This window comes from Nonomuraea thailandensis, from assembly GCF_024172165.1.
GTDB classification, from domain to species: domain Bacteria; phylum Actinomycetota; class Actinomycetes; order Streptosporangiales; family Streptosporangiaceae; genus Nonomuraea; species Nonomuraea thailandensis.
In genome coordinates, this window is record NZ_JAMZEB010000002.1 from 1,579,296 (window position 1) to 1,604,369 (window position 25,074).

The 25,074-nt window shown below is 73.6% G+C and carries 19 protein-coding genes; 12 read left to right on the top strand and 7 right to left on the bottom strand.

Features of this window, described 5'->3' with window-relative positions:
- Nucleotide 1: 1 nt before the first annotated feature.
- Nucleotides 2-868 carry a hypothetical protein gene (locus HD597_RS11355; protein WP_253741969.1) on the top strand — a complete coding sequence of 289 codons (867 nt, stop codon included), beginning with the start codon at nt 2-4 and terminating at the stop codon, nt 866-868.
- Between the two features lie 96 nt (nt 869-964).
- Here the strand turns inward: HD597_RS11355 and HD597_RS11360 are convergent, their stop codons facing one another.
- Complete coding sequence (locus tag HD597_RS11360) at nt 965-2,890, bottom strand: ATP-binding cassette domain-containing protein (protein WP_372513616.1); 1,926 nt, start codon at nt 2,888-2,890, stop codon at nt 965-967.
- A gap of 602 nt (nt 2,891-3,492) precedes the next feature.
- Here HD597_RS11360 and HD597_RS11365 point away from each other — a divergent pair.
- The 4 genes from HD597_RS11365 to HD597_RS11380 all read left to right on the top strand — a co-directional run bounded on the left by HD597_RS11365 (nt 3,493) and on the right by HD597_RS11380 (nt 5,760).
- Complete coding sequence (locus HD597_RS11365) at nt 3,493-4,185, top strand: hypothetical protein (protein ID WP_253741971.1); 693 nt, start codon at nt 3,493-3,495, stop codon at nt 4,183-4,185.
- 4 nt (nt 4,186-4,189) lie between these two features.
- On the top strand, nt 4,190-4,513 hold the full coding sequence (locus HD597_RS11370; RefSeq protein ID WP_253741972.1) for a hypothetical protein: 324 nt from the start codon (nt 4,190-4,192) through the stop codon (nt 4,511-4,513).
- A 156-nt stretch (nt 4,514-4,669) separates the two neighbouring features.
- Complete coding sequence (locus HD597_RS11375; RefSeq protein WP_253741973.1) at nt 4,670-4,849, top strand: hypothetical protein; 180 nt, start codon at nt 4,670-4,672, stop codon at nt 4,847-4,849.
- Nucleotides 4,846-5,760 carry a glycerophosphodiester phosphodiesterase family protein gene (locus HD597_RS11380; protein WP_253741974.1) on the top strand — a complete coding sequence of 305 codons (915 nt, stop codon included), beginning with the start codon at nt 4,846-4,848 and terminating at the stop codon, nt 5,758-5,760. The genes HD597_RS11375 and HD597_RS11380 overlap by 4 nt, the downstream gene beginning before the upstream one ends.
- Nucleotides 5,761-5,770: 10 nt before the next feature.
- Here HD597_RS11380 and HD597_RS11385 read toward each other — a convergent pair whose 3' ends face one another.
- Together HD597_RS11385 and HD597_RS11390 are read right to left on the bottom strand one after the other, a co-directional pair.
- Nucleotides 5,771-6,934 (bottom strand): pyridoxal phosphate-dependent aminotransferase, encoded by a 1,164-nt coding sequence (locus tag HD597_RS11385; RefSeq protein WP_253741975.1) that lies wholly within the window; start codon nt 6,932-6,934, stop codon nt 5,771-5,773.
- A 59-nt stretch (nt 6,935-6,993) separates the two neighbouring features.
- On the bottom strand, nt 6,994-8,109 hold the full coding sequence (locus HD597_RS11390) for a PP2C family protein-serine/threonine phosphatase (RefSeq protein ID WP_253741976.1): 1,116 nt from the start codon (nt 8,107-8,109) through the stop codon (nt 6,994-6,996).
- Nucleotides 8,110-8,567: 458 nt separating this feature from the next.
- On the opposite strand from HD597_RS11390, the gene HD597_RS11395 reads away from it, so the two are divergent.
- From HD597_RS11395 to HD597_RS11425, 7 genes are all read left to right on the top strand, one after another.
- Nucleotides 8,568-11,471 (top strand): lantibiotic dehydratase family protein, encoded by a 2,904-nt coding sequence (locus HD597_RS11395; protein WP_253741977.1) that lies wholly within the window; start codon nt 8,568-8,570, stop codon nt 11,469-11,471.
- The gene (locus tag HD597_RS11400; RefSeq protein WP_253741978.1) at nt 11,471-12,796 is read left to right on the top strand and encodes a hypothetical protein; all 1,326 of its coding nucleotides are present in this window, start codon (nt 11,471-11,473) and stop codon (nt 12,794-12,796) included. Before HD597_RS11395 ends, HD597_RS11400 begins: the two co-directional genes overlap by 1 nt.
- A 199-nt stretch (nt 12,797-12,995) precedes the next feature.
- Complete coding sequence (locus tag HD597_RS11405) at nt 12,996-14,906, top strand: lantibiotic dehydratase (protein ID WP_253741979.1); 1,911 nt, start codon at nt 12,996-12,998, stop codon at nt 14,904-14,906.
- A gap of 142 nt (nt 14,907-15,048) precedes the next feature.
- A complete protein-coding gene (locus tag HD597_RS11410) occupies nt 15,049-16,794 on the top strand; it encodes an ABC transporter ATP-binding protein (protein WP_253741980.1) in 1,746 nt (581 codons plus the stop codon).
- Nucleotides 16,791-18,572 carry an ABC transporter ATP-binding protein gene (locus HD597_RS11415; RefSeq protein WP_253741981.1) on the top strand — a complete coding sequence of 594 codons (1,782 nt, stop codon included), beginning with the start codon at nt 16,791-16,793 and terminating at the stop codon, nt 18,570-18,572. Before HD597_RS11410 ends, HD597_RS11415 begins: the two co-directional genes overlap by 4 nt.
- A gap of 14 nt (nt 18,573-18,586) precedes the next feature.
- Nucleotides 18,587-19,411 (top strand): NAD-dependent protein deacetylase, encoded by an 825-nt coding sequence (locus HD597_RS11420; protein ID WP_253741982.1) that lies wholly within the window; start codon nt 18,587-18,589, stop codon nt 19,409-19,411.
- 133 nt (nt 19,412-19,544) lie between these two features.
- Nucleotides 19,545-19,928 (top strand): YchJ family protein, encoded by a 384-nt coding sequence (locus HD597_RS11425; RefSeq protein ID WP_253741983.1) that lies wholly within the window; start codon nt 19,545-19,547, stop codon nt 19,926-19,928.
- A 7-nt stretch (nt 19,929-19,935) separates the two neighbouring features.
- On the opposite strand, the gene HD597_RS11430 is transcribed toward HD597_RS11425, so the two are convergent.
- The 4 genes from HD597_RS11430 to HD597_RS11445 all read right to left on the bottom strand — a co-directional run bounded on the left by HD597_RS11430 (nt 19,936) and on the right by HD597_RS11445 (nt 25,020).
- Complete coding sequence (locus HD597_RS11430) at nt 19,936-21,537, bottom strand: DUF4082 domain-containing protein (protein ID WP_253741984.1); 1,602 nt, start codon at nt 21,535-21,537, stop codon at nt 19,936-19,938.
- Nucleotides 21,538-21,700: 163 nt separating this feature from the next.
- On the bottom strand, nt 21,701-22,558 hold the full coding sequence (locus tag HD597_RS11435) for an SAM-dependent methyltransferase (RefSeq protein ID WP_253741985.1): 858 nt from the start codon (nt 22,556-22,558) through the stop codon (nt 21,701-21,703).
- A gap of 591 nt (nt 22,559-23,149) precedes the next feature.
- Complete coding sequence (locus HD597_RS11440; protein WP_253741986.1) at nt 23,150-24,145, bottom strand: LacI family DNA-binding transcriptional regulator; 996 nt, start codon at nt 24,143-24,145, stop codon at nt 23,150-23,152.
- Nucleotides 24,142-25,020 (bottom strand): carbohydrate ABC transporter permease, encoded by an 879-nt coding sequence (locus HD597_RS11445; protein ID WP_253741987.1) that lies wholly within the window; start codon nt 25,018-25,020, stop codon nt 24,142-24,144. Before HD597_RS11445 ends, HD597_RS11440 begins: the two co-directional genes overlap by 4 nt.
- Nucleotides 25,021-25,074 lie beyond the last annotated feature (54 nt).

Consider the following 25,074-nt stretch of genomic DNA (forward strand, 5'->3'; position numbering starts at 1 on the left):
CGTGAACTTGTTCAGGCGTGAGCCCTCTCGCCGGCCGGTCGAGGACGTCGATCTCGACTCGTTGCTCGCGCTCGTCGCGGAGTCCCTCGGATACACCTTCGAGTTCGCCCATGACGGCTCCGCCGTGACGCTCGGTGGAGCGCCGGGCGCGCTCGTCGTCAGGCTCACCGGGCTGCGGCGCGAGGCAGGGCGCAGGGCCAGGGAAGACTGGCCCGTGCTGGTCTCCGAGCACCTCGCGCACGCCGTGGCCACCGCCGGCGAGCGGCTGGACGTGTGCGACCTCGACCAGGTGCGCCCGCTGATGCGCACCCGCGTGGAGGCCGTGGACGAGGTCCCCGACCTGACCCGCGTCGTCGGCCGCCACCTCAGCGCCGACCTCGTCGAGTTGCTGACCGTCGGCTCCCGTCCGGTGCGCCCGGAGGAGTCCGGATGCTGGCCCGTGCCCACCGGGCAGGCCCTCGACCTGGCCGTGGCCAACGTGCGGGGGCAGGAGCGGCTGCGGGTGGAGTACATCGAGCTGTCGGGCACGCCCGTCACCCGGCTGACCGCCTCCAGCCCGTCGGCCGCCACGCATCTGCGGTGGCTGGCCGACTACCTGGCGGTGCCCGCCGACGGGGTGCTCGTGGTGCTGCCGGATCCGTACACGTTGCTGGTGCATCCGGTGGACGGGATCGGGGTGGTGCGGGCCATCGAGCGGCTGCGGGTGCATGCCGCTCGCACCGACGGGCTCAGCTCGCAGGTGCACTGGTGGCACGCGGGGCGGCTGACGTTGATCAGGGCCGACATCGTGACCAGGGACGGGCAGACCAGGCTCGTCGTGGCGCCGCCGCCGGACTTCGCCCGCGTCCTGGCCCGGCTGGCTGTCTGAGAGCCTGCCGCTCCGGGGCCGGCCGGTCGTCTGAAGCGTTTTCCGCGGCCCGCCCTCGCCTCCGGCCGGGCTCGGCAGGAGGCGAGGGGCCGGAGGTCAGGGGCGGTTGACGTAGTCGCGCAGGTGGATGGCCGTCAGGGAGGTGCCGTTCGCCACCAGGTCGGCCGGGGTGCCGGAGAAGACCACCTGACCGCCGTCGTGGCCGGCGCCCGGGCCGAGGTCGATGATCCAGTCGGCGTGGGCCATGACGGCCTGGTGGTGCTCGATGACGATGACCGAGTTGCCGCCGTCCACGAGGCGGTCGAGCAGGGCCAGGAGCTGGTCCACGTCCGCGAGGTGGAGGCCCGTCGTGGGCTCGTCCAGCACGTACGTGGTGCCGTTCTTGGCCATGTTGATCGCGAGCTTGAGCCGCTGGCGCTCGCCGCCCGACAGGGTGGTGAGGGGCTGGCCGAGACCCAGGTAGCCGAGGCCGACGGCGACCAGGCGGTCGAGGATGGTGCCGGCCTGGCCGGTGGGGAAGAAGTCGCGGGCCTCGGAGATCGGCATCTCCAGCACCTCGCTGATGTTCTTGCCGCGCAGCCGGTACGTCAGCACCTCCGGCGTGAACCGCTTGCCCTCGCACGTCTCGCACACCGACGCCACCTCGGCCATCATCGCCAGGTCGGTGTAGATGAGGCCGATGCCCTTGCAGGCCGGGCACGCCCCCTCGGAGTTGGCGCTGAACAGCCCCGCCTTGACCCCGTTGGCCTTGGCGAAGGCGGTGCGGATCGGATCGAGCACCCCCGTGTAGGTGGCCGGGTTGCTCCTGCGCGACCCGCGGATCGGCGACTGGTCGGCCACCACCACGCCGTCCCCGCCCGCCACGTGGCCGTGGATGAGGGAGCTCTTGCCGGAGCCGGCCACGCCGGTGACCACGGTCAGCACGCCGAGCGGGATGTCCACGCTCACGTCACGCAGGTTGTGCAGGGTGGCGTTCCTGATCGGGAGCCGCCCGGCGGGCTCGCGGAAGCTCTCGCGCAGCCGTACGCGGTGGTCGAGGTAGCGGCCGGTCAGCGTGCCTGAGGCGCGCAGCCCCGTCAGGTGGCCGGAGTAGCAGACCTGGCCGCCCGCCGTGCCCGCGCCGGGGCCGAGGTCCACGACGTGGTCGGCGATGGCGATGGTCTCCGGCTTGTGCTCGACCACCAGCACCGTGTTGCCCTTGTCGCACAGCGCCAGCAGCAGCCGGTTCATGCGCTGGATGTCGTGCGGGTGCAGCCCGGCGGTGGGCTCGTCGAAGACGTAGGTGACGTCGGTGAGGCTGGAGTTGAGGTGGCGCACCATCTTCACGCGCTGCGCCTCGCCGCCCGACAGCGTGGACGACTCCCGGTTCAGGCTCAGGTAGCCCAGGCCGATCTCGACCAGCGAGTCGAGCGTCGAGCGCAGCCCCTCCAGCACCGGCCCGATCCGCGGGTCGTCGATGCCGCGGACGAAGTCGGCCAGGTCGTTGACCTGCATGGCCGAGCAGTCGGCGATGTTCCTGCCGTCGATCCGCGCCGAGCGGGCGGCCTCGTTCAGCCGGGTGCCGTCGCAGGCGGGGCAGGGGGCCAGCCTGATCGCCCGGTCGGCGAACGCCCGCGCCGCCGGCTGCATCGACTCCCGGTCCTTGCCCAGGACGCTGCGCCTGACCCGGACGAGCAGGCCCTCGTAGGTGAAGTTGTTGCTGGCGTACTTGAGCTTCGTGGCGGGCTTGTGCAGCAGGTCGGCCCACTGCTGCTCGGTGTAGTCCTTCAGCTTGGCGTCGGGGTCGAACAGGCCGGAGCCGGCCACGATCTGCCAGGGCCAGCTGTCCACCGCGTACCCGGGGGCCTTGATCGCGCCCTCGTTCAGCGACAGCTCCCTGTCGACCACCTCGTCCACGTCGATGTCGGTCGCCTTGCCCAGCCCCTCGCAATCGGGGCACATGCCTTCGGCCATGTTGAAGCTGAAGGCGGAGGCGGAGCCGACGTGCGGCTCGGCGACGCGGCTGAAGATGATCCGCAGCATGGTGTGCGCGTCGGTGGCGGTGCCCACGGTGGAGCGGGCGTTGGCGCCCATCCGCTCCTGGTCCACGATGATCGCCGCGCTCAGGTTGCGCAGGGCGTCCACGTCGGGACGGGACAGGCTCGGCATGAACGCCTGGATGAACGCCGTGTACGTCTCGTCGATCAGCCGCCGGGACTCCGCGGCGATCGTGTCGAACACGAGCGAGGACTTGCCGGAGCCGGACACGCCGGTGAAGACCGTGAGGCGCCGCTTGGGGATGTCGAGGGAGACGCCCTTGAGGTTGTTCTCCCTGGCGCCGCGGACCTGGATGTTGTCGTGGCTGTCCGCGGCGGTGTGGTCACGGGTCTGGACGGTGCTTGCCTGGTGACTGGAGAGCACGGAACCCTTCCATCGTCGGCTGACTATTTATGGTGTAAAGAGATGCCGGGACAGCTTACCCCGGCCCGGGAGCGGGCGGAGCACGTCTGCGGGCGGGCGAACATGTCGTGAACTCGGAGCGACGCCCTGCTCAGGGCGTGCCGCAGCGGGTTAGCGTGGCAGGCGCCACCAGCCAGAATCCGTCGGAGTACGTCGATTTGCGAAGGAATCATCGGGAGCCCGGCGTGCGCGCCGTCCTTGCGGGGGGAAGGCTCGTCTCGGTCGGGATCGACTCCTGGCTGACGCGCGAGCCTCCGGAGATCGTGGCCGCCCTGGTGGCCGAGGCGGTGGACGCCGCCTTCGCCGGGGAGCCGCCGGCCGACGCCGCCGTGCCGTTCGTCGAGCCGCTGGCCCTGGCGCGCGAGCTGCGCGCCGTACGGGCCGACCTGGAAGCGCGGATGGCGCGGGTGACCGCGTCGGTCGAGGTGAGCGCGGCGGCGCTGCGGGCCGGGGCCGGGGTGCCGCTGATGGGCTTCGGCGAGCTGTTCGACCGGCTGATCGCGATGCTGGAGACGATCGGCGGCGTGCCCGACGGGGACGTGCGCGGCACGTCGGAGGGCCCGGTGAGCGCGGTGTGCGCTCCGGGGCCGCGCCTGGTCGCGCTGAGCGTGACGCCGCGCGCCCTGTTCGGCGGCTCGCGGGTGCTGGGGGAGCGCGTGGTGGACGGGGTCAACACCGCCCTGGACGACCTGCGGTACGGGCTGCTGCGGCGGCGTGCCGAGGCCGGGGCGGGCACCGAGCGGATCATGGCGGGGGTGGAGGAGCTACGGCGGCTCGGCGTGCTGCGGATGCGCGCGTACGCGCGGGACATGGCGGCGATGATGGACGAGGTCAGGGCGGCCGACGCGGTCGGGGACGACGTGCAGGAGGCGGTGTGAGGTCATGAGTCTGGAGCTGCCCGCCGCGCTGGCGGCCGTGGAGGCGTTCCTCGGCCGGCCCTTTCCCGACGGCGACGAGGACGCCCTGGTGCGGCTGGGCGACGGCCACGACGAGCGGCCCGGCGCGGACGCCCGGGTCGCGGGGCTGGAGCTGAAGGCCCGCGCCGGCGTCGTGCTCGCCCGCAAGGGCGTCACGCTGCTGCAGTACGGCCTGATCGCGGCGGCGCTGGCCGAGACGCTGGCGACGGGCGCCGCGCCGCCACCGGTGCTGCGGCAGGCGTGCCGGCAGGCCATCGACGCCGTCATGGCGGACGACCTCCCGGCCTGACGGCCCCGGCCCGCGGACGGCCTCCCCACCCGGCGTCCGTCCTCACTCGGCTGATCGCGCAGGCTTCGCCCGGTGCTCACCCCGCGTACGCCCGCCCGTCCCCGGCATGCCCGATCTTGTCGCGAGACCAGCACCTCTACGGGGACGGACGAAGACATGAAGAGATGGCACGCGCTCGCGGCGTCGGCGGCCCTGGCGCTCGCGGCCCTGCCCGGTACGGCCGCCGCCGACGCCGGGCGGCACCGGTACTTCGACCTGCAGGCGCACCGCGGCGGGCTCGGGCTGGTGGTGGAGAGCTCGCTCCCGCGTTCGCGAACGCGCTGGAGCTCGGCGTGAGCACGCTGGAGCTGGACGTGCAGATCACCGAGGACGGCCAGGCCGTCGTGACGCACGACCGCAGGATCAGCGGCAGGAAGTGCCGCGACACCGCGCCGGCCGTCGCGGGCGACCTCGAGTTCCCCTACGTCGGCAAGTACCTCAACACGCTCACCCTCCAGCAGGTCAGGACCATGGACTGCGGCACGTCCACGCTCGCGGAGTTCCCCGGGCAGCGGGCCGTGCCCGGCGCGCCGATGGCCACGCTGCGGGAGGTGTTCGACCTGGTGCGCCGCTACCGGGCGCGCGGCGTCAAGCTGAACGTCGAGACCAAGGTGGAGGCCGGGGCGCCCAGCGAGACGGCGCCGAGGGAGCAGTTCGTGCGGGTGACGCTGGACGAGATCCGCCGGGCCGGGCTGCTGCGGCAGGTGACCATCCAGAGCTTCGACTGGGGCGCGCTCATGCGGACGCGCGAGCTGGAGCCGCGCCTGCCGCTCGTCGCCCTCACCAACCGCGACTTCCTGCAGACCGGGCAGCCCGGCGCCTCGCCCTGGCTGGGCGGCCTCGACATCGACGACTTCGGCGGCGACCCGCTCAGGGCGGTCAAGTCGTTCGGCGCGCAGGCGTTCTCGCCGGTCCACGGGTTCCCGCAGAGCGGCAGGATCACCGACGCGAACTACCAGCCGTACGTCACCAAGGACATGGTGGACCGGGCCCACGCCCTCGGGATCAAGGTGATCCCGTGGACGGTGGACGACGAGGCGACCATGAACAAGCTCGTCGACGACGGCGTCGACGGCCTCATCACCGACTACCCCGACCGCCTGCGGCAGGTCATGGACACGCGCGGGCTCAAGCTGCCCAAGCGCTACCACCTGCGCGGGCAGGACGGGCACGGGCAGGACGGGCACGGGCAGGAGGGCGGGCGGTAACGCGCCGGCCTCATGCGGAGATCGGGTTGACGGCCCTGTGGTGCAGGCCGATCACCGGGATCTCGTGCAGGCTGCCCGAATACAGGAACTGCGTCATGCCGATCAGCAGCCGTCGTACGTCCTCCTGGGGGCGTACGACGAGCCGCAGGAACTGGCTCGTCGTGCCGAGCTTGTTGCCGCACTCGCGCACGTACACGCCGTGCTCGGCCAGCAGGTGGTCGCGCAGCGGCACCCCGTCGTGGCCCGGCGGCAGCTTCACCAGCAGGAAGTTGCCCTGCGAGGCGAACACCGACAGCCCCGGCATCGTGCTGAGCTGCTGGAACATCGCCCTCCTGTCGTTGCCCAGCCGCCTGAGGCTGTCCTGGTACTCGGGCATGAACTGCCGCATCATGAACACCACGACCTCGGCGAAGGAGTTGAGGTTCCACTTGGGCAGCGCGTCCCTGACCCGCCCGGCCAGCGCCGGGTTGGCCACCATGTAGCCGAAGCGGATGCCGTGCAGGCCGAAGTTCTTGCCGAGGCTGCGCAGCACGATCACGTTCGGCCGCACGGCCGCCTCCGCCGCGATGCCCGGGTACGGCTCGGCGTCCACGAAGTCGCCGAACGACTCGTCCACGATCACCAGATCGAGGTCGATGAGCTGGTCGAGCAGGCGCAGCACCTCGTGCTTGGGCAGGTAACCCCCGTCGGGGTTGTTGGGGTTGCAGATCACCGCCACCCGCGAGCCGCGCGTACGGATGAACGAGACGTAGTCGTTCACGTCGAGCGTGAAGTTGCGGCTCTCCTGCAACGGATACATGTCCACCCGTTTGCCCGTCTCCAGCGGCTGGTCCGTCCAGCGGCCGAAGGTCGGGATCGGCACCGCGAGGCTCTCGCGGACCAGCAGGTGGTCGATCCAGGTGATCAGCTCCGTGGAGCCGTTGCCCATCGCGACCGTCTTGGGGTGGAGCCCGAGCGTGGAGCAGAGCTCCTCGGTGATCGTGCCCGCGTCGCTCGGATAGAACTTGAGTATCGTCTCCAGATTTCTCCCGAGGTGCTCGAAGATCTCCGGTGTGGGGAAATAGGGGTTGCAAGGGATGCAGAAGTCCACCGGGGCGCGCTCTCCCGACGAGCTGCGCAGGAGTGAGAAGTACGACGGGCTGTGCGCTTGCGCCCGCAAGAGACTGAGCTCCACGACACCTCCATGGACCACGTGTCCGATGTGTGTAGGTACGCGCGGGTGTGCTCAGTGGTTCATGGTGACGGCTCGGTTCTGCGGAGCGTGAGGATCGCGACGTCGTCGCGCGGGGCGGCGCGGGTGAAGTCGCGAAGGTCGGTTTCGAGCCTGGCGGCCAGCCCGCCGGACGGGGCGCGGGCGTAGGCGCGCAGCCGCGCCTCCAGCGGGTAGAAGGCGCCGCGCGGATCGCGGGCCTCGGTGACCCCGTCGGTGCACAGCAGCATCGTCGCGCCGGCCGGGAACGTGAACCGCGCGCCCTTCCTGGGCGTCGACGACAGCGCCGCCAGCCCGAGCGGCACGGCGGGATCGCCCAGGTCCACCTGGGTCACGGCGCCGTCGCGGATGACGAACGGGGCGATGTGGCCGCAGTTGACGGCCTCGACCACGGGCTCCCTGCCGATGTCGAGCACGAGGGCGGTGACCAGCCGCTCGGGCTCGCCGGTCTGCGCGGCGAAGGCGTTCTGCCTGACCACGGAGTTCTCCAGGGCGGCCACGACGCCGGTCAGCGTGGGCTCGCGGTAGGCGGCCTCCCTGAACGAGCCGAGCACCGCCAGCGCCGTGCCGATCGCGGGCAGGCCCTTGCCCTGGACGTCCGCGATCAGCACGCGGGTGCCGTGTCGGGAGGCGGCCACCTCGTACATGTCGCCGCCCACCATCGCGTCCTCCTCCACCGGCTGGTAGAGGCCGTTGACGACCACGTCGGCCGTGCGCAGGGGCAGCGGGCGCACGATCAGCCGCTGCAGCGCCGCAGCGGCCGAGCGCAGCCGGGACACCTCCTCCTCGCGCCGCACCCGGTAGCCGCAGCCGAGCGCGCTCAGCGTTCCGAACACCACCATGAACCCGGCCGCCAGCAGGATGTCGTCGGTCTCGGCGCCGATGTACAGGCCGAGGACGATCTCCACCAGGATCACCCAGAGCGAGGCCAGCACCGTCTGCCACACCTCGCCGAGCCCCGAGACGATGGCCGGCAAGAAGATCAGCAGCGGGAACAGCCGCACCGCCGTGCCCGTGGACAAGTCCAGCGCGACCACCAGGACCGTGACCAGGATGCCTGCCAGCACCAGCACCGGCGTGCTCAGTCGCGGCCCGTCGCGGCGCCGCGGTCTCCCGTCGTCCGTCACGGTTCCCTTCACCCCCCATGTCACCTTCTATCAGTCCGTTTCTCCTCTCCGGTGCGCAGGCGCGCACGCTTGACCGCACCTTGCCCTGGCATGCGAATGAGAACGCCCCCGGCATGTCGGCATGATTATCCGAAGGCGGGCCGTCGCGTTTTGAATGGCTGATAAATCAACGCCCGGACGGCCACGCCGAAATTCGTGCTCGTTGTCATTTCAACGAGGCGCCGGAAGCGTGGCGTTGACGCTCTGTACTGCAAGGATAGGACGGGTGGCTACGGAAAGTAAACAGCGCTGCCCTGTATGGAACGGTTTGCCGGCGTTGGCCGGTAATTATCCTCGGGGCTTTGTGGCCGAGGTGCCCGGTTCTCATTTTCTTCTAATCCGTGAACTCATTGACACAAGAAAATGATCTTGTAAATATCTGAGTTAAGACGCGGAACGACGAATTCATGCCTGGAATGGGAGAGGCCCATATGGACACCGAGCACGACTGGACCCTGCTGCCGGCCGTGGTCGTCCGGAGCGCCGGATTCCCCTGGGAGCTCGTCCAGTCCCTCGTCCACCCCAGGGCGGCGGAGGCGGCCGCGGCGGTCGTACGGCTGGAGCGGCGGGCACTCGACCTGCTCGCCGAGGCGCCCGGCCGCGGCACCGACGCCCGCCCGTCCGCAGCGCCCACCGGACGGGCGGGAAGCGGGCGGCTGCGCCGAGGCCTGCGCAGCCGCCTGCGCGACCTGCGGCCCCTGCCGGACGGCGCGCCCGGCCCCGCGGGCTGGCTGACAGCGTGGAACGACGTGACCGGGCGGCTGGAGGAGGCCAGGCTCACGCTGGCCGGCCTGGTCTCCGGCGACGCCGCGCTCGGCAGGGCCGCCGTGGCCGGGATCGTGGCCGACGAACGGTTCCTCGACGCGCTCGTGGGCTCCTCACCCGCCCTCTACCGCGACCTGCGGCACGGGGCCAAGGGCGGCAAGACCCGCCGCGAGCTCGCCGAGCAGGTGCAGCGGCTTTCGGCGTCGTGCGAGACGGCGGGCTGCTACGGGCCCGTCAACTACGGGGCCGTCGCCGCCGGGCAACGCGGAGGCTACACCTGGGCCGGGGCCGGCGAGTGCTCGCGGCGGGTGGCGTTCCCGGCCGCGCGGGTGGGCGAGGCGCTGCAGCAGCGCGTGCTGGCCGAGCCCGCGCTCGTCGCCGGGCTGGTGCCGCGGCGCAAGACGTGGACGGGGGAGGTGCTCGACGGGGCCGCGTTCGTGGGGCACTGCGACGGAGGGCGCACGCTGGCCGAGATCGCGGCCGCGACCGGCACGGGCGTCGAGCGTTCGGCGGCGGCGCTGGCCGTGGCGGTGCGGCGCGGCCTGCTCACCCACGACCTGTGCCCGCCCGCCACCGTCTGCGACACCCTGGGCTGGCTGCGCGAGCGGCTGATCGCCCGAGGGGTGCGGGTGGCGTCGGGTGCCCGGGACGGCGGAGCGGCGGCGGGTGGTGGTGAGCTCGCGGTGGATCCCGGCGCTGCCGGGCGCGGGCGGGCCGCTGCTCCGGGGAGCTGCGAGTGCGGGGGTGCCGAGGTGGAGGGACGTACCCGGCGAGGCCGCGCCGGGGGTGGTGAAGCCGGAGGTGGCGAGGCCGGAGGTGATGAGAGCGACGGCGCGCGGGCGCGCAGGATGCCGGCGCCGGGCGGGCCCGGGCGGGCGTTCGCGGCCCGGGCCGGCGTGCCGGCGCAGCGCGTGCGGGCGATCATCGGCGCGCGCCCGGCCCAGGACGCCGACCTGCCGCTCGGCCGGCGCGTCGGCGAGATCAGCGAGCTGCTCGCGCAGTACCCCGGCGCCTCGCCCGACGTGAAACTGGCCGTCCAGCGGCGGATCGAGGCGCTGGCCGGAGGCGGCAGCCGCGACGACCGGGCGATCGTGCACGAGGCCGCCGCAGGCACGCTGCACGTCACGGTCGGCGACAGGCTCGCCGCCGACCTGCGGGGCCGCGTGCCCAGGGTGCTCGACCTGCTCGCCGAGGAGGCCGAGCTGACCAGGCAGCGCACCAACCGGCTGCTGGCCGGGCGGCTCGGGCCAGGCACGTACGAGCTGGCCGAGGTCCTGCGCTCGACCGGCGACCTGGAGATCGAGCACGGCGACCGGCTGGCCGCGCGCATCGCCGCCCTCGTCTGCGAGGCCCCCGCCGACGCCACCGAGCTGAACCTGGCCGGCCTGCTCGGCGAGCCCGCCCCGCCCGCCGCCCCCGTTCTCTGCTCGGCCGACGTGATGGTGGCCGCGCCCGCGCTGGAGGCGTACGAGACGGGCGTGACCCCGCTGGTCCTCAGCCGCCTCCACGACGCGGTGCTGCTGACGCCGTGGGCGCTGCAGTTCCACGAGGAAGGCGCCGCCTGCCTGGCCGAGCGTGACAGCGGGATCAGGCGGGCGCTGTCCGGCTTCACCGTGCTGAACGTCATCTCCCGCCGCTCCAACGGCGTGCCGCCGCTGGAGCTGCCCGGGCCCGTGCTGGAGCTCGGCGGGGTGGCGGCCGACCCGCGCCGGCGGCGGATCGGGCTCGACGAGCTGTACGTGCACAGCGACGGGCAGCGCGCCGTCCTGCACGCCAAGGGGATGGAGGAGCCGTTGCTGCTGCACAACGGCGAGCACGACACGGCGCTGCACACGGCGTTCGCGCTGCCCAGAGTACGGCTGCCGCGGCTCGGCGAACTCGCCCGGGTGCCCCGGCTGACCTGGGACAACGTGGTCGTCTCGCGACGGCGGTGGCGGCTGGGGCGGTCCTCCTTCGATGCGCTCGGGCAGGCCGGGAGCGACCGCGAGCTGCTGGTGGCGATGGCGCGCCTGCGGGAGGTCCACGAGCTGCCGGTCGCGTTCTTCGCCTCGACGCCCAGGGAGCGCCGGTCGCTCTACGTGGACACGCGCTCGCCCGCGCTGCTCGAAGGGCTGGCCCGGCTGGCCGCCTGCGCCGAGCTCGTCACGGTGACGGAGGTGCTGCCGGGGCCGGAGGGCTGCTGGCTGCGGGAGGGTGAGCGGCGGTACGCGGCCGAGCTGCGCTGCGTCTACCTGCGGCCGGCGGGCTCGTCGGCGCCGGGCGGCCACGTCACGCAGTCCGGAGCCGCGCAGGCGGGGGGCCCACGGTCAGGGGCCGGGCAGGCGCGGGCCGGTTCGCGGCCGGGCGCGGTGTCCCGCACCGGCCCCGGCCAGCAGGCGAGCCGGGCCGCCCGGCAGCCGAACCGCTTCGTCCAGCAGTTCTACGGCCCCGTCCAGCAGCTGCACGGCCCCGTCCAGCAGTCCCATGGGTCCGCGCAGCGGATCCAGCAGCCGCACGGGCTCGTCGTACAGCAGCCCCTGGGGCCCGTTCAGCAGTCGCACCCCTACCCCTGGCCCGGAGAGAGCGGTTGATGGAACTCCTCGTCATCCCCCCGTTCACCGACTTCACCACCGAGATCGTCCCGCCGCCCGGGGCCGAGGTGCTCGACCTGGGAGCCGGCATCGTCGAGCGCCTCACCGACCCCGCCCGCCTGCGCGCCGCCGGCGAGCGCCGCCGGGACGGCCCGCACACCGTCCTGGCCGGGCGGGCGGCGGCCGTCATCGAGCGGGCGGGCCACGACGACGCGCACCTGCGAGCCGTCGGCACGGCGCTGCGCCTGGCGGCCGACCCCGCGCTCCGGCTCAGCCTCGACGGCCTCGAACTGGCCGAGGGCAGCACGCAGAGCAGCCGCGACGTGCTCGTCGCCGCCGCCAGGTGCGAGCTGTTCCGGCACGAGGTGGACCAGGCCGTGGAGGCGGCCAAGGAACGGCGCGTGCACGTCGTGGTGGACGGCGAGCGGCAGCTTCCCGCCGCGTTCGCGCTGGTGCGGGCGCTGGGGGCGGAGCGGGTGACGCTGTGCGGGCGGCTCGTGACCGAGCAGGTGGCGGCGCTGCGGCGCGTCCCGGAGCTGGCGGGGGCCGAGTGGCTGGACTGGTCACCCGGGCGCGTGATCCGCCAGAGCTGGTACGCGGACGGCTCCCGCGCCCGCCGGACGGCCGATCCGGACGCCCTCGCCCATGGGACGACCGGGCAGGGTCCCGCTCGCGGGGTGACCGCGCCGGACACCGCCGCTCGCTGGGAGGACGGGTCCGGCGCCCCTGTGCGCTGGTTGACCGGGGCGGACGTGCCGCCCGTGAGCGGGCCGTGGGCGGGACGGCTGGACGCGGTGCGGGTGGCGGCGTTCCCGCTCGACGCGCTGGCCCGCTGCCGCGGGCTGACGATCATCGTGACGCGCATCGACTTCCTGGCCGCCGTGACCGGGCTGAACGGCATGACCGTCAACCTGCGCCGCCTGCTGGCCGCGATCCCGGTGGCGGCGCCGGTGACGTGCGAGCTGGCGGTGGGGGCGCCGGGGATCGACGCCGGCATGGTGGGGGAGTCGCTGGAACTGCTCGCCGACGGGCCCGGCGGGGTGCGGCTCGGCGGGCTGCGGCCGTACCGGATGGGCATCCGTACGGTCTGGGCCGGGCACAGCGTGCGTTTCCCGCCGCGCGCGGGGCACGACCTGACCCGCTGGATCGAGTTCGACGCGCCCGAGACCATGCGCGAGTGGGAGGTGGCCAGGACGATCAGGACCTGGCGCGACCGGCTGCACGGCCTCCCGCCCGGCCGGCTCGCCGCCTGCACCGTCACCGCGCGGACTCCGGCGGCCACGGAGGCTCCGTGCGGGGCCGGGGCGCCGATGGAGCGCGGGTGAGCGGCCCGAGGCGGCCGGGCGCGTACCTGCGGTACAACGCGGGCGGCATCCGAGGGACGACGCGGGCGTGTGCCCGTGGGACGACGCGGGCGCGAGCTCGCGGGACGACGTCGGCGCGCGACCGAGGGACGACGCGGACGGGCCCCCGCGGGCGGGGGAGCGGGCCTCGGACCGGAGCCGCGGTGGCGGGGCGCCGGTGATGTCCTGGAGGGTTCCCGCCGGGCGGGGGGAGCTGGTCGTGGAGCTGCGTCCGTGGTTCCTGCTGCGCACCACCGGGTTGCCGGTGACGCTGCTCGACGGGTTCGGTCATCCCGGCCTGCGGCGGCTCAGCGAACGGCTGCTCGCCGCCGAACGCCGGCTGGCCGCCGAGCGGCGCTGCTTCGAACGGCTCGCCGCTCCCCTGCGCGGCAGCGTCCTGCGGCTCACCCCCGAGCGGCGGGCCCAGGCCAGGCGCTGCATCAGGAGCGTACGCGCCGGAATGCCGCTGACCGGGGACGAGCTGGGGCTGGTGGAGTCGCTCGGGCTGGGGGAGTGGGCGCGGCGGTGGCAGTCCGCCGTCGTCGTGACCGGCGCGGCGAGGGCGGCGGCCAGGAGCGCCTACGCGGCCGCCCGGCTCGCGACCCGGCGCAAGGTCGCCGAGGCCTACGACGACGAGTCCGTACGGCACGCCGCCTTCCTCGCCGACCCCGCCTTCTATCAGGCGATCGTGCGGCGTCCGCTGGCCCGCAGGCCGGGAGACGGCACGGCGAGGCGGTCCCGCCTGCTCACCGCGACCGCTCACCGGCAACTGCGGCGCTTAACGGTGGGTGGCTGGGGTGGCGGGCCGGTCCTGTACGCGCGGTTCGAGCCCGGCAGCGGCGGGGAGGCGCTGCGCGTGGGGGAGCCGGGCCCCGAGCGGGTGATCGTCGAGGCCGGTGATTGGCTGACCCGGCACCTCGGGGACGCGAGCCGGGCGGAGGAGCTCCGCGCCCGGTACGCGAGCACGCCCTGGCCCCAGCGCGCCGAGCACCACGAAGCCGCCCGTCTCGCCGCACTCGACCCCGCCGATCGGCCCCGTTCCGGCGATCGGCCCCGTTCCGGCGATCGGGCCGGCTCAGCCGATCCGGGAGCGGGCGGGCTGCCCGGCCGGTGGGCCGCGGCGGACGGGCGGCCTCATCCGCACGGGTGGCCGGGCAGGGGCGGAGGGCGAGGGCCGCAGCGTCACGAGGTCTTCCGCGAGGAGCGGTCCAGCCCGTACAGCGAGCGCGTCACGATCGGCGGCGGAGCGCTGGCGAGCCTGCGGGAAGCGCTCACGGCGGTGCTGCCGCTGTGGCGCCTGGCCACGCTGCTCGCCGGCGACCCCGCCCGCACGTCCGCGCTCACCGCCGCCCTGGCCGGGCTCGCGGCCGAGGCGCACGGCCGGGAGCCCGGCCAGGACACCATCCGGCTGACCATCCAGGACGTGGCCCGCGCCACCGCCGGCCTGTGGGACCTCGCGCCGGAGCACCCCGCACTCCGCTTCCCCGGCCCGGAGCTGATGGCCGTCGGCCCGCACCTGGACGAGGCGACGTGGCTGCTGTGCGGAGTCCGGGACGACTGCCGATCCCTGTACGAAGGCCTCCACACCAGGCTGCACTCCGCACCCCACACGCTCCACGACGGCTTCCCCGCGCCCGCCCCCGCGACCGCCCCCATGACCGCGCCCATGACCGCGCCCGCGACCGCGTTCGAGCCGGAGCCGGGACACGGCCGGCTGCCCGAGATCGACCTCGGCCCCCACACCCCCCGCGTCCTGATCGGCGACGTGATTTACCAGCGGGCCCGCTGGCGCGTCCCCCTCCCGCGGGAACGCGGCGCGGACGCCTTCGACCGCTGGCTCGCCCTCCACCGCCTGCGCCGCGAACGGTCCCTGCCCCGCCACGTCTTCGTCCACCACCCCGCCGGCCCCCGCCCCGGCTACGTCGACTTCTGCGACCCGTTCGCGGTCGAGGAGCTGGCCAGGCACGACCCGGCCGAGGTGCTGATCACCGAGATGCTGCCCGCCCCGGGGCAGCTCTGGTGGCGGGTGGACGGCCGGGAGCAGTGCGCGGAGCTGCGGCTGGGCTGCGTCGTACGGCCCGCGGCCCGATAATTCGGTTGCCCGGCCGCGCCCCGGCCTGGTGTACTCCCGGACGGAAGACCGGCCCTACCACCGCGAGGAGGCCCCACGATGGCTGAAGCGTTCGTGATCCCTCAGCTCAGTGACTCCCGCGACGCAAAGGGCATGACGCTTCTTGAGATCGTTCGATCCGGAGACCCCCTCATCATCAGCTAGCTCCGCCGTCCTCCGGCTGCTGCGCCCCGGGCCGCGCGCCACCGCGGCCCTGACCGCCGCCGTCGCCGCCGCGACCGCGTTGCCGCTGGCCGCGCCGCAGGTGACCCGGCGCTTCGTCGACGACGCCATCGGCGGCGCGAGCATCCGGCACCTGACGCTGGTCGCCCTCGGCTACCTCGCGCTCGCCGTGGCGGGCCAGGCGGCCAGGATGGTGACCGCGTGGCTGGCCGGCAGGCTCGCCTGGGACGGCACCAACCGCCTGCGCGAGCGCCTGACCGGCCACGCGCTCGGCCTCGACCTGGCCTTCCACGGCCGCCACACGCCCGGCGAGCTGATCGAGCGGGTGGACGGCGACGTCGTGGCGGTCGCCGACTTCGTCGTGGCGTTCCTGCTGGACGTCGTGGCCAGTGTGCTGCTCCTGGCCGGTGTGGTCGTCGTCGTGTTCGCCGCCGACTGGCGCATCGGGGGCGCGCTGCTGGCGTACTGCCTGCTCATCGGATATGGCATGGCCCGCGCCCAGCGGCTGGCCGTGCCGTCGGCGGCCCGCTCCCGCGCCGCGAGCGCCACGCTGTTCGGCGCCCTCGAAGAGCGCTTCGCCGGCGCCGAGGACGTCAGGGCCAACGGCGCGGGCGAGCACACCGTGCGCCGCTTCCACCAGGTCGCCGCCGCCCTCTTCCGCGCCGAGAACCGCGACGCCCGCATCGGCACCGCGCTGCTCGCCGGCACCTCGGTGGCCTTCGCCGCCGGCACGGCCATCATGCTGGGGCTGGCCGCGTGGACCGTCGAGGCGGGCGCGATCACGGTGGGCACCGCCGTGCTGATCTTCCAGTACACGCTCATGGTGCGGACGCCGTTCGAGCGGCTGATCGACCAGATCAGGCAGTACCAGGCGGCCCTGGCCGGCCTGGCCCGCATCGCCGCCCTGCTGGCCGAGCGGCCCGCGCTGACGCCCGGCACCCGTCCGCTGCCCGGCGGCAGGCCGCTCGGCCTGCGCCTCGAAGGCGTCGCGTTCTCCTACCCGGACGACGACGAGCAGGTGCTGTCCGGCATCGACGTCACGCTGGCGCCCGGCGAGACGCTGGGCCTGGTGGGGCGCACGGGCAGCGGGAAGACCACCCTGGCCAGGCTGGTGCTGCGGCTGCACGACCCCGTGGAGGGCGTCGTGCGCGTGGGCGGCGTGGACCTGCGCGAGGCCGACCCGTGCTCGCTGCGCGCCAGGATCGGCGTGGTCACCCAGGACGTGCAGCTCTTCGCGGCGAGCGTGCGGGACAACCTGACGCTGTTCAGGCCGTCGCCGGGCGACGAACGGCTGATGGAGGCGCTGCACGGGGTCGGGCTCGGCGAGTGGGCGGCCGGGCTGCCCGACGGGCTCGGCACCGAGCTGCGCGGCCTGTCGGCGGGGCAGGCGCAGCTCCTGGCGTTCGCGCGGGCGTTCCTCGCCGATCCCGGGCTCGTCGTCCTGGACGAGGCGTCCAGCCGCCTCGACCCGGCCACCGAGCGGCGCATCGAGGACAGCGTCGCGCGGCTGCTCGAAGGCAGGACCGGCGTGATCATCGCGCACCGCCTGTCGTCCCTGTCCCGGGTGGACAAGATCGCGGTGCTGCACCGCGGCAAGATCGTCGAGTACGGCCGCCGCGACGAGCTCGCCGCGGACCCGGGCAGCAGGTTCGGCCGGCTGCTCGACCTGGCGGGGGTGGGCCGATGAGGCCGGTGATGCTGGTGGCCACCCGGCTGGCCACGTTCGACCTGCGCCGGTATCTCGTCGGAGCGCTGCTGTGGCTGCCCGTCCACGTCATCCCGCTGGCCGGCGGGCTCGTCCTGCAGCAGGTCTTCGACCAGATCAGCGGGCACCAGCCGGCCGCCCTGCGGGGCACGCTGTGGTGGTGCGCGGCGTTCGTGGGCGTCGAGCTCGTCCGCGGGCTGGTGATCGTCGTCGCGTGGACGTACGGCGTGTACTGGTGGAGCGCGGCGGCGACCCTGCTGCGCGCCAACGTGCTGCGCTCCGTGCTGACCGCGCGCGGGCCGGTCGCCACGCGGGTGCCGCACTCCTCGGGCGAGGCCGTCGCCCGGCTGCGGGACGACGTGGCCGACGCGGTCGACTTCACCGACGAGAGCGTCACCCTGGCCGGCACGACGTTGTTCGCCGCCGCGGCCCTGCCCGTCTTGGCGTCCGTCGACCCCGTGATCACGCTGGTGCTGGCCCTGCCGATGATCGCGATCGGGGTGCTGAGCAGGACGATGCGCCGGACGGTGGCGCGGCTGCACCGGCGCTCCAGGCGGCTCGGCGCGGCCGTGACGGCGTATGTGGGCGAGGTGTTCGGCGGCGTGCTCGCGCTCAAGACGGCCGGCGCCGAGGCGGCGGCCCTGGAACGGCTGCGCGAGCACAACCGGCGGCGGCGTGACGCGGCCGTCAGGGACCGCATGGCGACCGACCTGCTGGGCGCCGCGACCACCACCACGATCGAGCTCAGCATCGGGCTGGTGCTGCTCCTGGCCGCGCCCGCCATGCGCGGCGGCGAGTTCACCGTCGGCGACCTGGCGCTGTTCACCAGCTACATCGGCTGGCTCACCGCGCTGCCCCGCTCGATCGGCACCATCCTCTACCGGCTGCCCCAGGCGGCGGTCGCCACCGAACGGCTCACCGGGCTCCTGGCGCCGCACGAGGACGCCGGCACCCTGTCGGGCGGCGCCGAGGTCTGGCTGCACCGCGACCCGCCGCCCGCCGCGCCGCCGCCCCGGCACGCCGATCCGCTGCGGGTGCTCGAAGCGCGCGGGCTCAGCGTGCGCGGCGTCCTGCACGGCGTCGACCTGCGGGTCGAACGCGGCTCGTTCACGGTGATCACGGGGGCCGTGGGGGCGGGCAAGACCACGCTGGTCCGCGCCCTGCTCGGCCTCCTGCCGCTGGACGAAGGCACGCTCTCGTGGAACGGCGCCCCCGTCGGGGATCCGGGCACGTTCCTCGTCCCCGGCCGCACGGCGTACGCGAGCCAGGTGCCGCGCCTGTTCTCGGCGACGCTGCGGGAGAACCTGCTGCTCGGCCTGCCCGCCGGCGACGACGACGCCCGCCGGGCGCTGGAGCTGGCGGCGTTCGAGCAGGACCTGGCCGGGATGCCGGACGGGCTCGGCACGGTCGTCGGGCCGCGCGGGGTGCGGCTGTCCGGCGGACAGGTGCAGCGCGCCACCGCCGCCCGCGCCCTCGTCCGCGAGCCCGACCTGCTGGTGGTGGACGACCTGTCGTCCGCGCTGGACGTCGAGACCGAGCAGCTCCTGTGGGAGCGGATCGCCGGGCGCGGCCCCGGCACCGTCCTGGTCGTCTCCCACAGGCAGGCCGCGCTCGAACGCGCCGACCAGGTGATCGTCCTCGACCGGGGCCGCGTCGCCGGGCGCGGGCGGCTGGAGGAGCTGCTGGAGAGCTGCCCCGAGATGCGGCGGCTGTGGCACGCGGAGCTGATCGCGGAGGCGGAGGAGCAGACCGGCGGTTGAGGCACCATGGAAGGGTGACACCGAGCACCACGAGCGTGGCGGAGCTGGCCGAGCTGGTCGCCCCCGGACGGGTGGCCGTGCTCAGCGGGGCCGGCCTGTCGACCGAGTCGGGCATCCCCGACTACCGGGGCCCGACCGGCCGGGCCAGGCGGGCCGAGCCGATGACGTACCAGCGGTTCGTCGGCAGTGCCGAGGCCCGCCGGCGATACTGGGCGCGCAGCCACGTCGGCTGGCGGCAGATCGGCGCGGCCAGGCCCAACGCCGGGCACCGCGCCGTGGCCGAGCTGGAGCGGCGCGGGCTGCTGGCCGGCATCGTCACCCAGAACGTGGACGGCCTGCACCAGGCGGCCGGCGCGCGGCGGGTGATCGAGCTGCACGGCGGGCTCGACCGCGTCGTCTGCCTGTCGTGCAGGGAGCGCACCCCGCGTGCGGAGCTGGAGCGCCGGCTGCGCGAGGCCAACCCGGGCTGGGAGGCCAGCGGCCGGATCAACCCCGACGGCGACGCCGTGCTCACCGACGAGCAGGTGGCCGGGTTCCGTGTGGTCGGCTGCGCGGGCTGCGGCGGCCTGCTCAAACCCGACGTGGTGTTCTTCGGCGAGAACGTGCCCAGGCCGCGCGTGGACGAGTGCTTCGCCGTCGTGGGCGGGGCCCGGGCGCTGCTCGTGCTCGGGTCGTCGCTGGCGATCAAGTCGGGGCTGCGGTTCGTGACGAAGGCCGCCGGGCTCGGCATCCCCATCGCCATCGTCAACCAGGGCCCGACCGGCGGCGACGCCGACGCCACGCTCACCCTGGACGCCCCGCTCGGTCCCACGCTGACCGATCTCGCCGCCCAGCTCTGAACGCGACGCCCTGCCGGGTGGTGGTCTGCCGGGCGGTGGCCCGCCGCGCATGGGCCCGCCGCGCATGGGCCCGCCGGGCGGGGCGTTTTCTGCGCGGCGGTCGCACTGTCGCGGGCGCGGCAGAATGGAGCGCATGCCTCCTCGTACGTGCCTGTGCGGCCTGCCCGCCCCCTACCAGGACTGCTGTGGCCGCTTCCACCGGGGCGAGGCCGCGCCGGCCACCGCCGAGCAGCTCATGCGCTCCCGGTTCAGCGCGTTCGGCGTGGGGGACGAAGCGTACCTGCTGCGCACCTGGCATCCCGCCGCCCGCCCGCCCCGGCTCGACCTGGACAAGCGGGTCAGATGGGTGCGGCTGGAGGTGCTGGAGAGCACCGGCGGCAGCGTCGTGCACACCGAGGGCACCGTCCGCTTCCGCGCCCACTACGTGGAGCGCGGGAAGCCGGGCGAGATGGAGGAGCACAGCAGGTTCGTACGCCTCGACGGCCGCTGGGTCTACGCGGGAGCCCTCGGCGGCTAGCGGGCCGTCACTCGACGCAGTGCGTCAGGGGCTGCACCGTCTTGGTGATCCGGTAGTCGTGGTCGATGGTGACGACGGCGTTGCCGGGGCCCCAGTCGATGTTCTCGCAGGTGTCCTCGGAGCTGACGGCGCCGAAGTCCCACGCCCCGTGGACGATCTTGTTGCCGGAGACCTTCCACCTCGGCCCCGAGTGCCATTTCAGCAGGAGGCTGTAGTTGCCGCCGGCCACGAGGTTGTCGGTGACGGTCACGGCGCTGAGGTTCTTGTCCACCAGGTTGATGGGGTCGGAATGCTCCGGGGCCTGCCGCTGGTCGATCGTGTTGTGGTCGAACACCAGGCCGCTGCAGACGATCTTGCCGGGGCAGTACGCCTGGATGCCGTCGGAGTGGCTGGTCGGCGGCCCGCACAGCTTCACGTAGGAGTCGCGGACGACGACGTTCCTGCCCGACATGCGGAAGCCGTCGTCGAACCCGCGCACGCTGATGCGCTCGGCCCTGAAGTTCTTCTCGCCGACGCCCTGGTTGATGACGCAGCCGCTGGGCGGGCCGACCGTGGAGTCGGTGATGGTGAACGAGCCGCCCGTCTCCCAGTTCGTGATCAGGCCGTCGATCTGGCTGTTCCTGATCACCACGTCGTTCGCGGTGATGATGAGGTCGCCGGTGATGTGCTGGCCGTCGATGACCTGGCCGTTCCTGGCGGCGGTGACGTCGCCCTTGACGGTCGTGAGCCGGGTGCCGGGCGGCACGCCGGTGCAGGACGGGCGGGGGTGCCTGGGAAGGTCGCAGTCGGGTCTGCCCGGGGTCGAGGGCGTCGGCGTGACGGTGGGTGTCACGGACGGCGTCGGGGTGACGGTCGGGGTGACGGTCGGGGTGACAGTGGGCGTGACGGTCGGTGTGGGAGTGGCGGTCGGGGTGCGCGTCGGCGTCCGCGTCGGTGAAGCGGTCGGTGAAGCGGTCGGTGAAGCGGTCGGTGAAGGGGTCGGTGACGGTGAGGTCGTCGCCGCTTGGAAGGCCACGTCCACCAGATAGTTGTGCCCGGCGCTCGTTCTCCTCGGGAAGGCGCTGGAGCCGTAGAGATACACGCCATTGCGCGACTGCGCGCGCAGGGAATCGGTGCGCGGTGAATTGCGCGTGAAGTAACGCGGTACGACGGCGTATCGGCCGTCGGCGCTGAAATACGACACCGTGTAGGTCCTGCCGGGCGCGAGCGCCACCGCCTTGGGCAGGCGCACCTCCTGCCAGCCCTGGCCGCTCTCCACCGTGGACGCGGCCTTCGCCAGGCGGTTGCCCCGGTCGTCCCAGAGGCTGGCGGTGTGGCCGTCCGAGCTCCTGGGGTGCTTGTAGAAGCGCAGCGCCGTCACGGCGCCCGCCCGGGAGGTGGTGAAACGCATGCCCAGCTCCACGGGGCGCCGCCCGTTCGACAGCCGCGGTGACAGCGGGCCGGAGGCGGAGAAGAAGCTCTCCTGCGTCGTGCCCGTCCCCGGGGTTCCCGGCATCGCCGCGGCGGGGTTCATGATCACGAGCCCTCCGGCCAGGACGCCGGCCACCAGCGCGGCCAGGCCGGGCCGGCGCCGCGGTGTTTTTCGATCGACGTGATGTGACCCGTTCACGAGCGAGCCTCCATGGCAGGCAACACGCACCGGAATACCCCGATCAAGAATCGGGGCCCATCGTGCCATGCCTCGTCGGACACCCGCCGCGGTTATCGCCATTCAGCTGGGAAATGGGCCGTAAACGGACGGCGCCAAAACCCCGATTAGTTTTCGGCCGGGGCTAGGGTTTGCGGGCGACGGCTCCGACGAACGTGTGGTACGTGATGCCTGGTACGGCCCGGTCGCCGGAGCCGGGGCGCCATTCGGGCAGCGGGACCAGGCCGGGCTCCAGCAGGTCCAGGCCGTCGAAGTAGGCCAGGATCTCCTCGCGCGTACGCCAGCGTCCGGTGCCCAGCGTCTCGTTGAAGATCTTCTCGGCCGCGAACGCCTGCCTGGAGACCTCCGGGTAGGCCAGGCCCGGGTTGTGGAAGTGGGAGACGGCCAGGTGGCTGCCCGGGGCCAGGCGGTCCACCATGCGGGCGGCGATGCCGGCCGGGTCCTCGTCGTCGGTCAGGTGGTGCAGGATGGCGAACATCAGCAGCCCCACCGGGCGGTCGAAGTCGATCAGCCGCCGCACCTCGGGGTGGTCGATGATCCGGTCAGGTTCGCGCAGGTCGGCCTCCACGACCGTCGTGCTGCCCTCGTCCACGGCGAGCAGGGCCCGGCCGTGCACCAGGACGATCGGGTCGTTGTCCACGTAGACGACCCGGGTGCCGGGGGCGGCCGACTGGGCGATCTCGTGCACGTTGCCCTGGGTGGGCAGGCCGGAGCCGATGTCCAGGAACTGGCGGACGCCTGCCTCGGCGGCCAGGAACCGGACCACCCGGCCCAGGAACTCGCGGTTGGCGCGGGCGGCCTCGGGGGCGTCCGGGGCGATCTCCAGTGCGCGGTGCGCCATCTGCCGGTCGGCCTCGTAGTTGTCCTTGCCGCCGAGCATGAAGTCGTAGACGCGGGAGACGTTGGGCTTGGTGGTGTCGATGCCCTTCGGCGCCTGCTCCCGCTCGCCGTCGGCCACTGTGGGCTCCTTCGGGTGCGTCAACTCAGGCGATCGTACTTCCCAAACGGCGATATTTCGGGAAAGTCCACGCAATTGCCCACCCGGCGGAAGCCTCATCGCAAGCCCCATCGCAAGCCCAGCCCGGCCCTCCCAGGGCGGGCAGCGGCCCGCGCCCGGCTCGCGGCAGGGCGATGGCGGCCTGCGCCCGGCTCACGCCCGGCCCGCGGCTGCGCGGCCAGCGGGGGGCTCGCGCCCGGCTCGCGGCTGCGCGGCCAGCGGGGGCGCGCGTCCGGCTTGCGGCGGGGCGGCGGGGCCTGCGCCCAGCCGCGCTGAGCCACGCGGGGGCGCGCTGTGCACGTGGGGCTGCGCTGGGAGGCGAAGGGCCGCGCTTGGCGGTGTCCAGGCCGCCTGCCGGGCCCACGCTGCGGCACCCGAATCGGGCCGCCGGTCGGTGCCTGGGGCCGGGGCGCGCTGAGCCTGCGTCTGGGATCGCGACCGCCTGGGCCGCGTCGCGGCACAGTGCGTCCGGGGCGCGACAGCCCTCGATCGGGCTAGGACGGCCTGGGCCGGGTGGCGGCGCGGTGTGTCCCGGGCGTGACGGCCCTCGATCGGGCCAGGACGGCCCGGGCCGGGTCAGGCCGACTCGCGGATCACCAGCTCCGTGGGCAGTATCACCGGCTCCACGTGCCCGGCCCCGTCGATGAGCGCCAGCAGCAGGCGCACCGTCTGCTGGGCCATCTCGGCCAGCGGCTGCCGGATGGTCGTCAGCGGCGGATGCGTCGAGACCGCGACCGACGAGTCGTCGAACCCGCCCACCGCCACGTCCTCCGGCACCCGCCGCCCCGCCGCGCGCAGCGCCGCGAGGGCGCCCGCCGCCATGAGGTCGGAGGCGACGAAGACGGCGTCGAGGTCGGGAGCGCGCTCCAGCAGCTCCGTCATGGCCCGCTCGCCGCTGGCCTGCGTCCAGTCGCCGTGCGCGATCAGCCGCTGGGTGGCCTTGCGGCCGAGCACGTCGGCGAAGCCCTCCAGGCGCTGGATGCCGCCCGGCGTGTCCATGGGGCCGGTGATCATCGCGATGCGCCTGCGGCCGAGGCCGACGAAGTACTCGGTCATCTGGCGGGCCCCGAGCCGGTCGTCGGCGGCGGCGTACGGGATGACGGTCTCGCGCCCGATGACCGCGCCGCAGGAGACGGCGGGCGGGCCGCCGCCCAGCGCGTCCAGCAGCGGGTCACCGGCGTGTGTCGAGACGAGCAGCACCCCGTCGGCGTGGCCGCCGCGGACGTAGCGCACCACCCGCTCCCTGTCGCCCTCGTCGCCCGCCAGCATCATCACCAGCGACAGGTCCCGCTCGGCCAGCATCCTGATGGCCACCCGGATGAGCGTGCTGTAGTTGGGGTCCTCGAACAGCTTCTCGTGCGGCTCCGACAGGACCATCACGACCGACCCCGTACGCTGCGTGACCAGGCTGCGGGCGGCGCGGTTGACCACGTAACCGGTTTCGGAGATGGCCCTCTCGATGGCCACGCGCGCCGCCGGGCTCACGTACTTGTCCCCGTTCAGCAGGCGGGAGACCGTGCCGCGGGAGACCCCCGCGGCGGCGGCGACGTCGTGGATCGTAGGGCGTTTCACTTCACGGCTCCCGAGGACAGATCGGTCTTCCAGTATCGCTGCATGGTGAGGAAGAGCGCGATCAAGGGCACGATCGACAGGAAGGCGCCGGTCAGGATCAGGTTGTACAGGGCGGGCTGGTTCGCGCCCGCGGCCAGCAGCGTGTAGAGGCCGACCGTGAGCGGGAACTTGCCGTCGTCGCCGAGCATGATGAACGGCAGCAGGAAGTTGTTCCAGATCGCCACGAACTGGAACAGGAAGATCGTCACCATGCCCGGCACCATCAGCGGCATCGCCACCCGCGACATCAGCCGCCACTCGCCGGCCCCGTCGATGCGGCCGGCCTCCAGCAGCGAGTCGGGGATCGCCGCGGCGGCGTAGATGCGGGCCAGGTAGATGCTGTACGGGTGCAGGATCTGCGGCAGCAGCACGGCCCAGTGGCTGTCGGCCAGGCCGATCTTGGAGAACAGCAGGTACTGCGGGACGGCCAGCACCACGGCCGGCACCAGGATGCCGCCGATGAGCAGGTTGAAGATGGCGTCGCGGCCCGGGAAGCGGTACTTCGCCAGCGCGTACCCGGAGACCGCGGAGACGGCGGTGGACAGCAGCGCCCCGCCGCCCGCGTAGAGCAGCGTGTTGGCGGCCCACAGCCAGAACACGCCGTCGCGGTAGGCGAACAGCTCGGCCACATTGTCGAACAAGCCCGTCCCGAAGGAGAGGGTGGCGGTGCTGAACAGCTCGCCCGGCGACTTGGTGGCCGCGATCAGCACCCAGAAGACCGGGAAGAGGCAGTAGATCGCGCCGATCAGCAGCAGCGCGGTGGGCACGACGCCGGTCGTGCGGCCGGAGCCCGCGCGGCTGCGGCGATGCGAGGTGGTCGCGGTGGCCGTGGCCATCAATTCTCCCCGGAGGTGCGGGCGGAGGTCATCGGTTCTCCCCGGAGGTGCGGA

Coding starts and splice junctions, on each gene's coding strand:
- HD597_RS11360 (WP_372513616.1), bottom strand. CDS start 2,890: ATGCTGCGGATCATCTTCAGCCGCGTCGCCGAGCCGCACGTCGGCTCC.
- HD597_RS11370 (WP_253741972.1), top strand. CDS start 4,190: ATGAGTCTGGAGCTGCCCGCCGCGCTGGCGGCCGTGGAGGCGTTCCTC.
- HD597_RS11375 (WP_253741973.1), top strand. CDS start 4,670: ATGAAGAGATGGCACGCGCTCGCGGCGTCGGCGGCCCTGGCGCTCGCG.
- HD597_RS11395 (WP_253741977.1), top strand. CDS start 8,568: ATGGACACCGAGCACGACTGGACCCTGCTGCCGGCCGTGGTCGTCCGG.
- HD597_RS11400 (WP_253741978.1), top strand. CDS start 11,471: ATGGAACTCCTCGTCATCCCCCCGTTCACCGACTTCACCACCGAGATC.
- HD597_RS11405 (WP_253741979.1), top strand. CDS start 12,996: ATGTCCTGGAGGGTTCCCGCCGGGCGGGGGGAGCTGGTCGTGGAGCTG.
- HD597_RS11415 (WP_253741981.1), top strand. CDS start 16,791: ATGAGGCCGGTGATGCTGGTGGCCACCCGGCTGGCCACGTTCGACCTG.
- HD597_RS11425 (WP_253741983.1), top strand. CDS start 19,545: ATGCCTCCTCGTACGTGCCTGTGCGGCCTGCCCGCCCCCTACCAGGAC.
- HD597_RS11445 (WP_253741987.1), bottom strand. CDS start 25,020: ATGGCCACGGCCACCGCGACCACCTCGCATCGCCGCAGCCGCGCGGGC.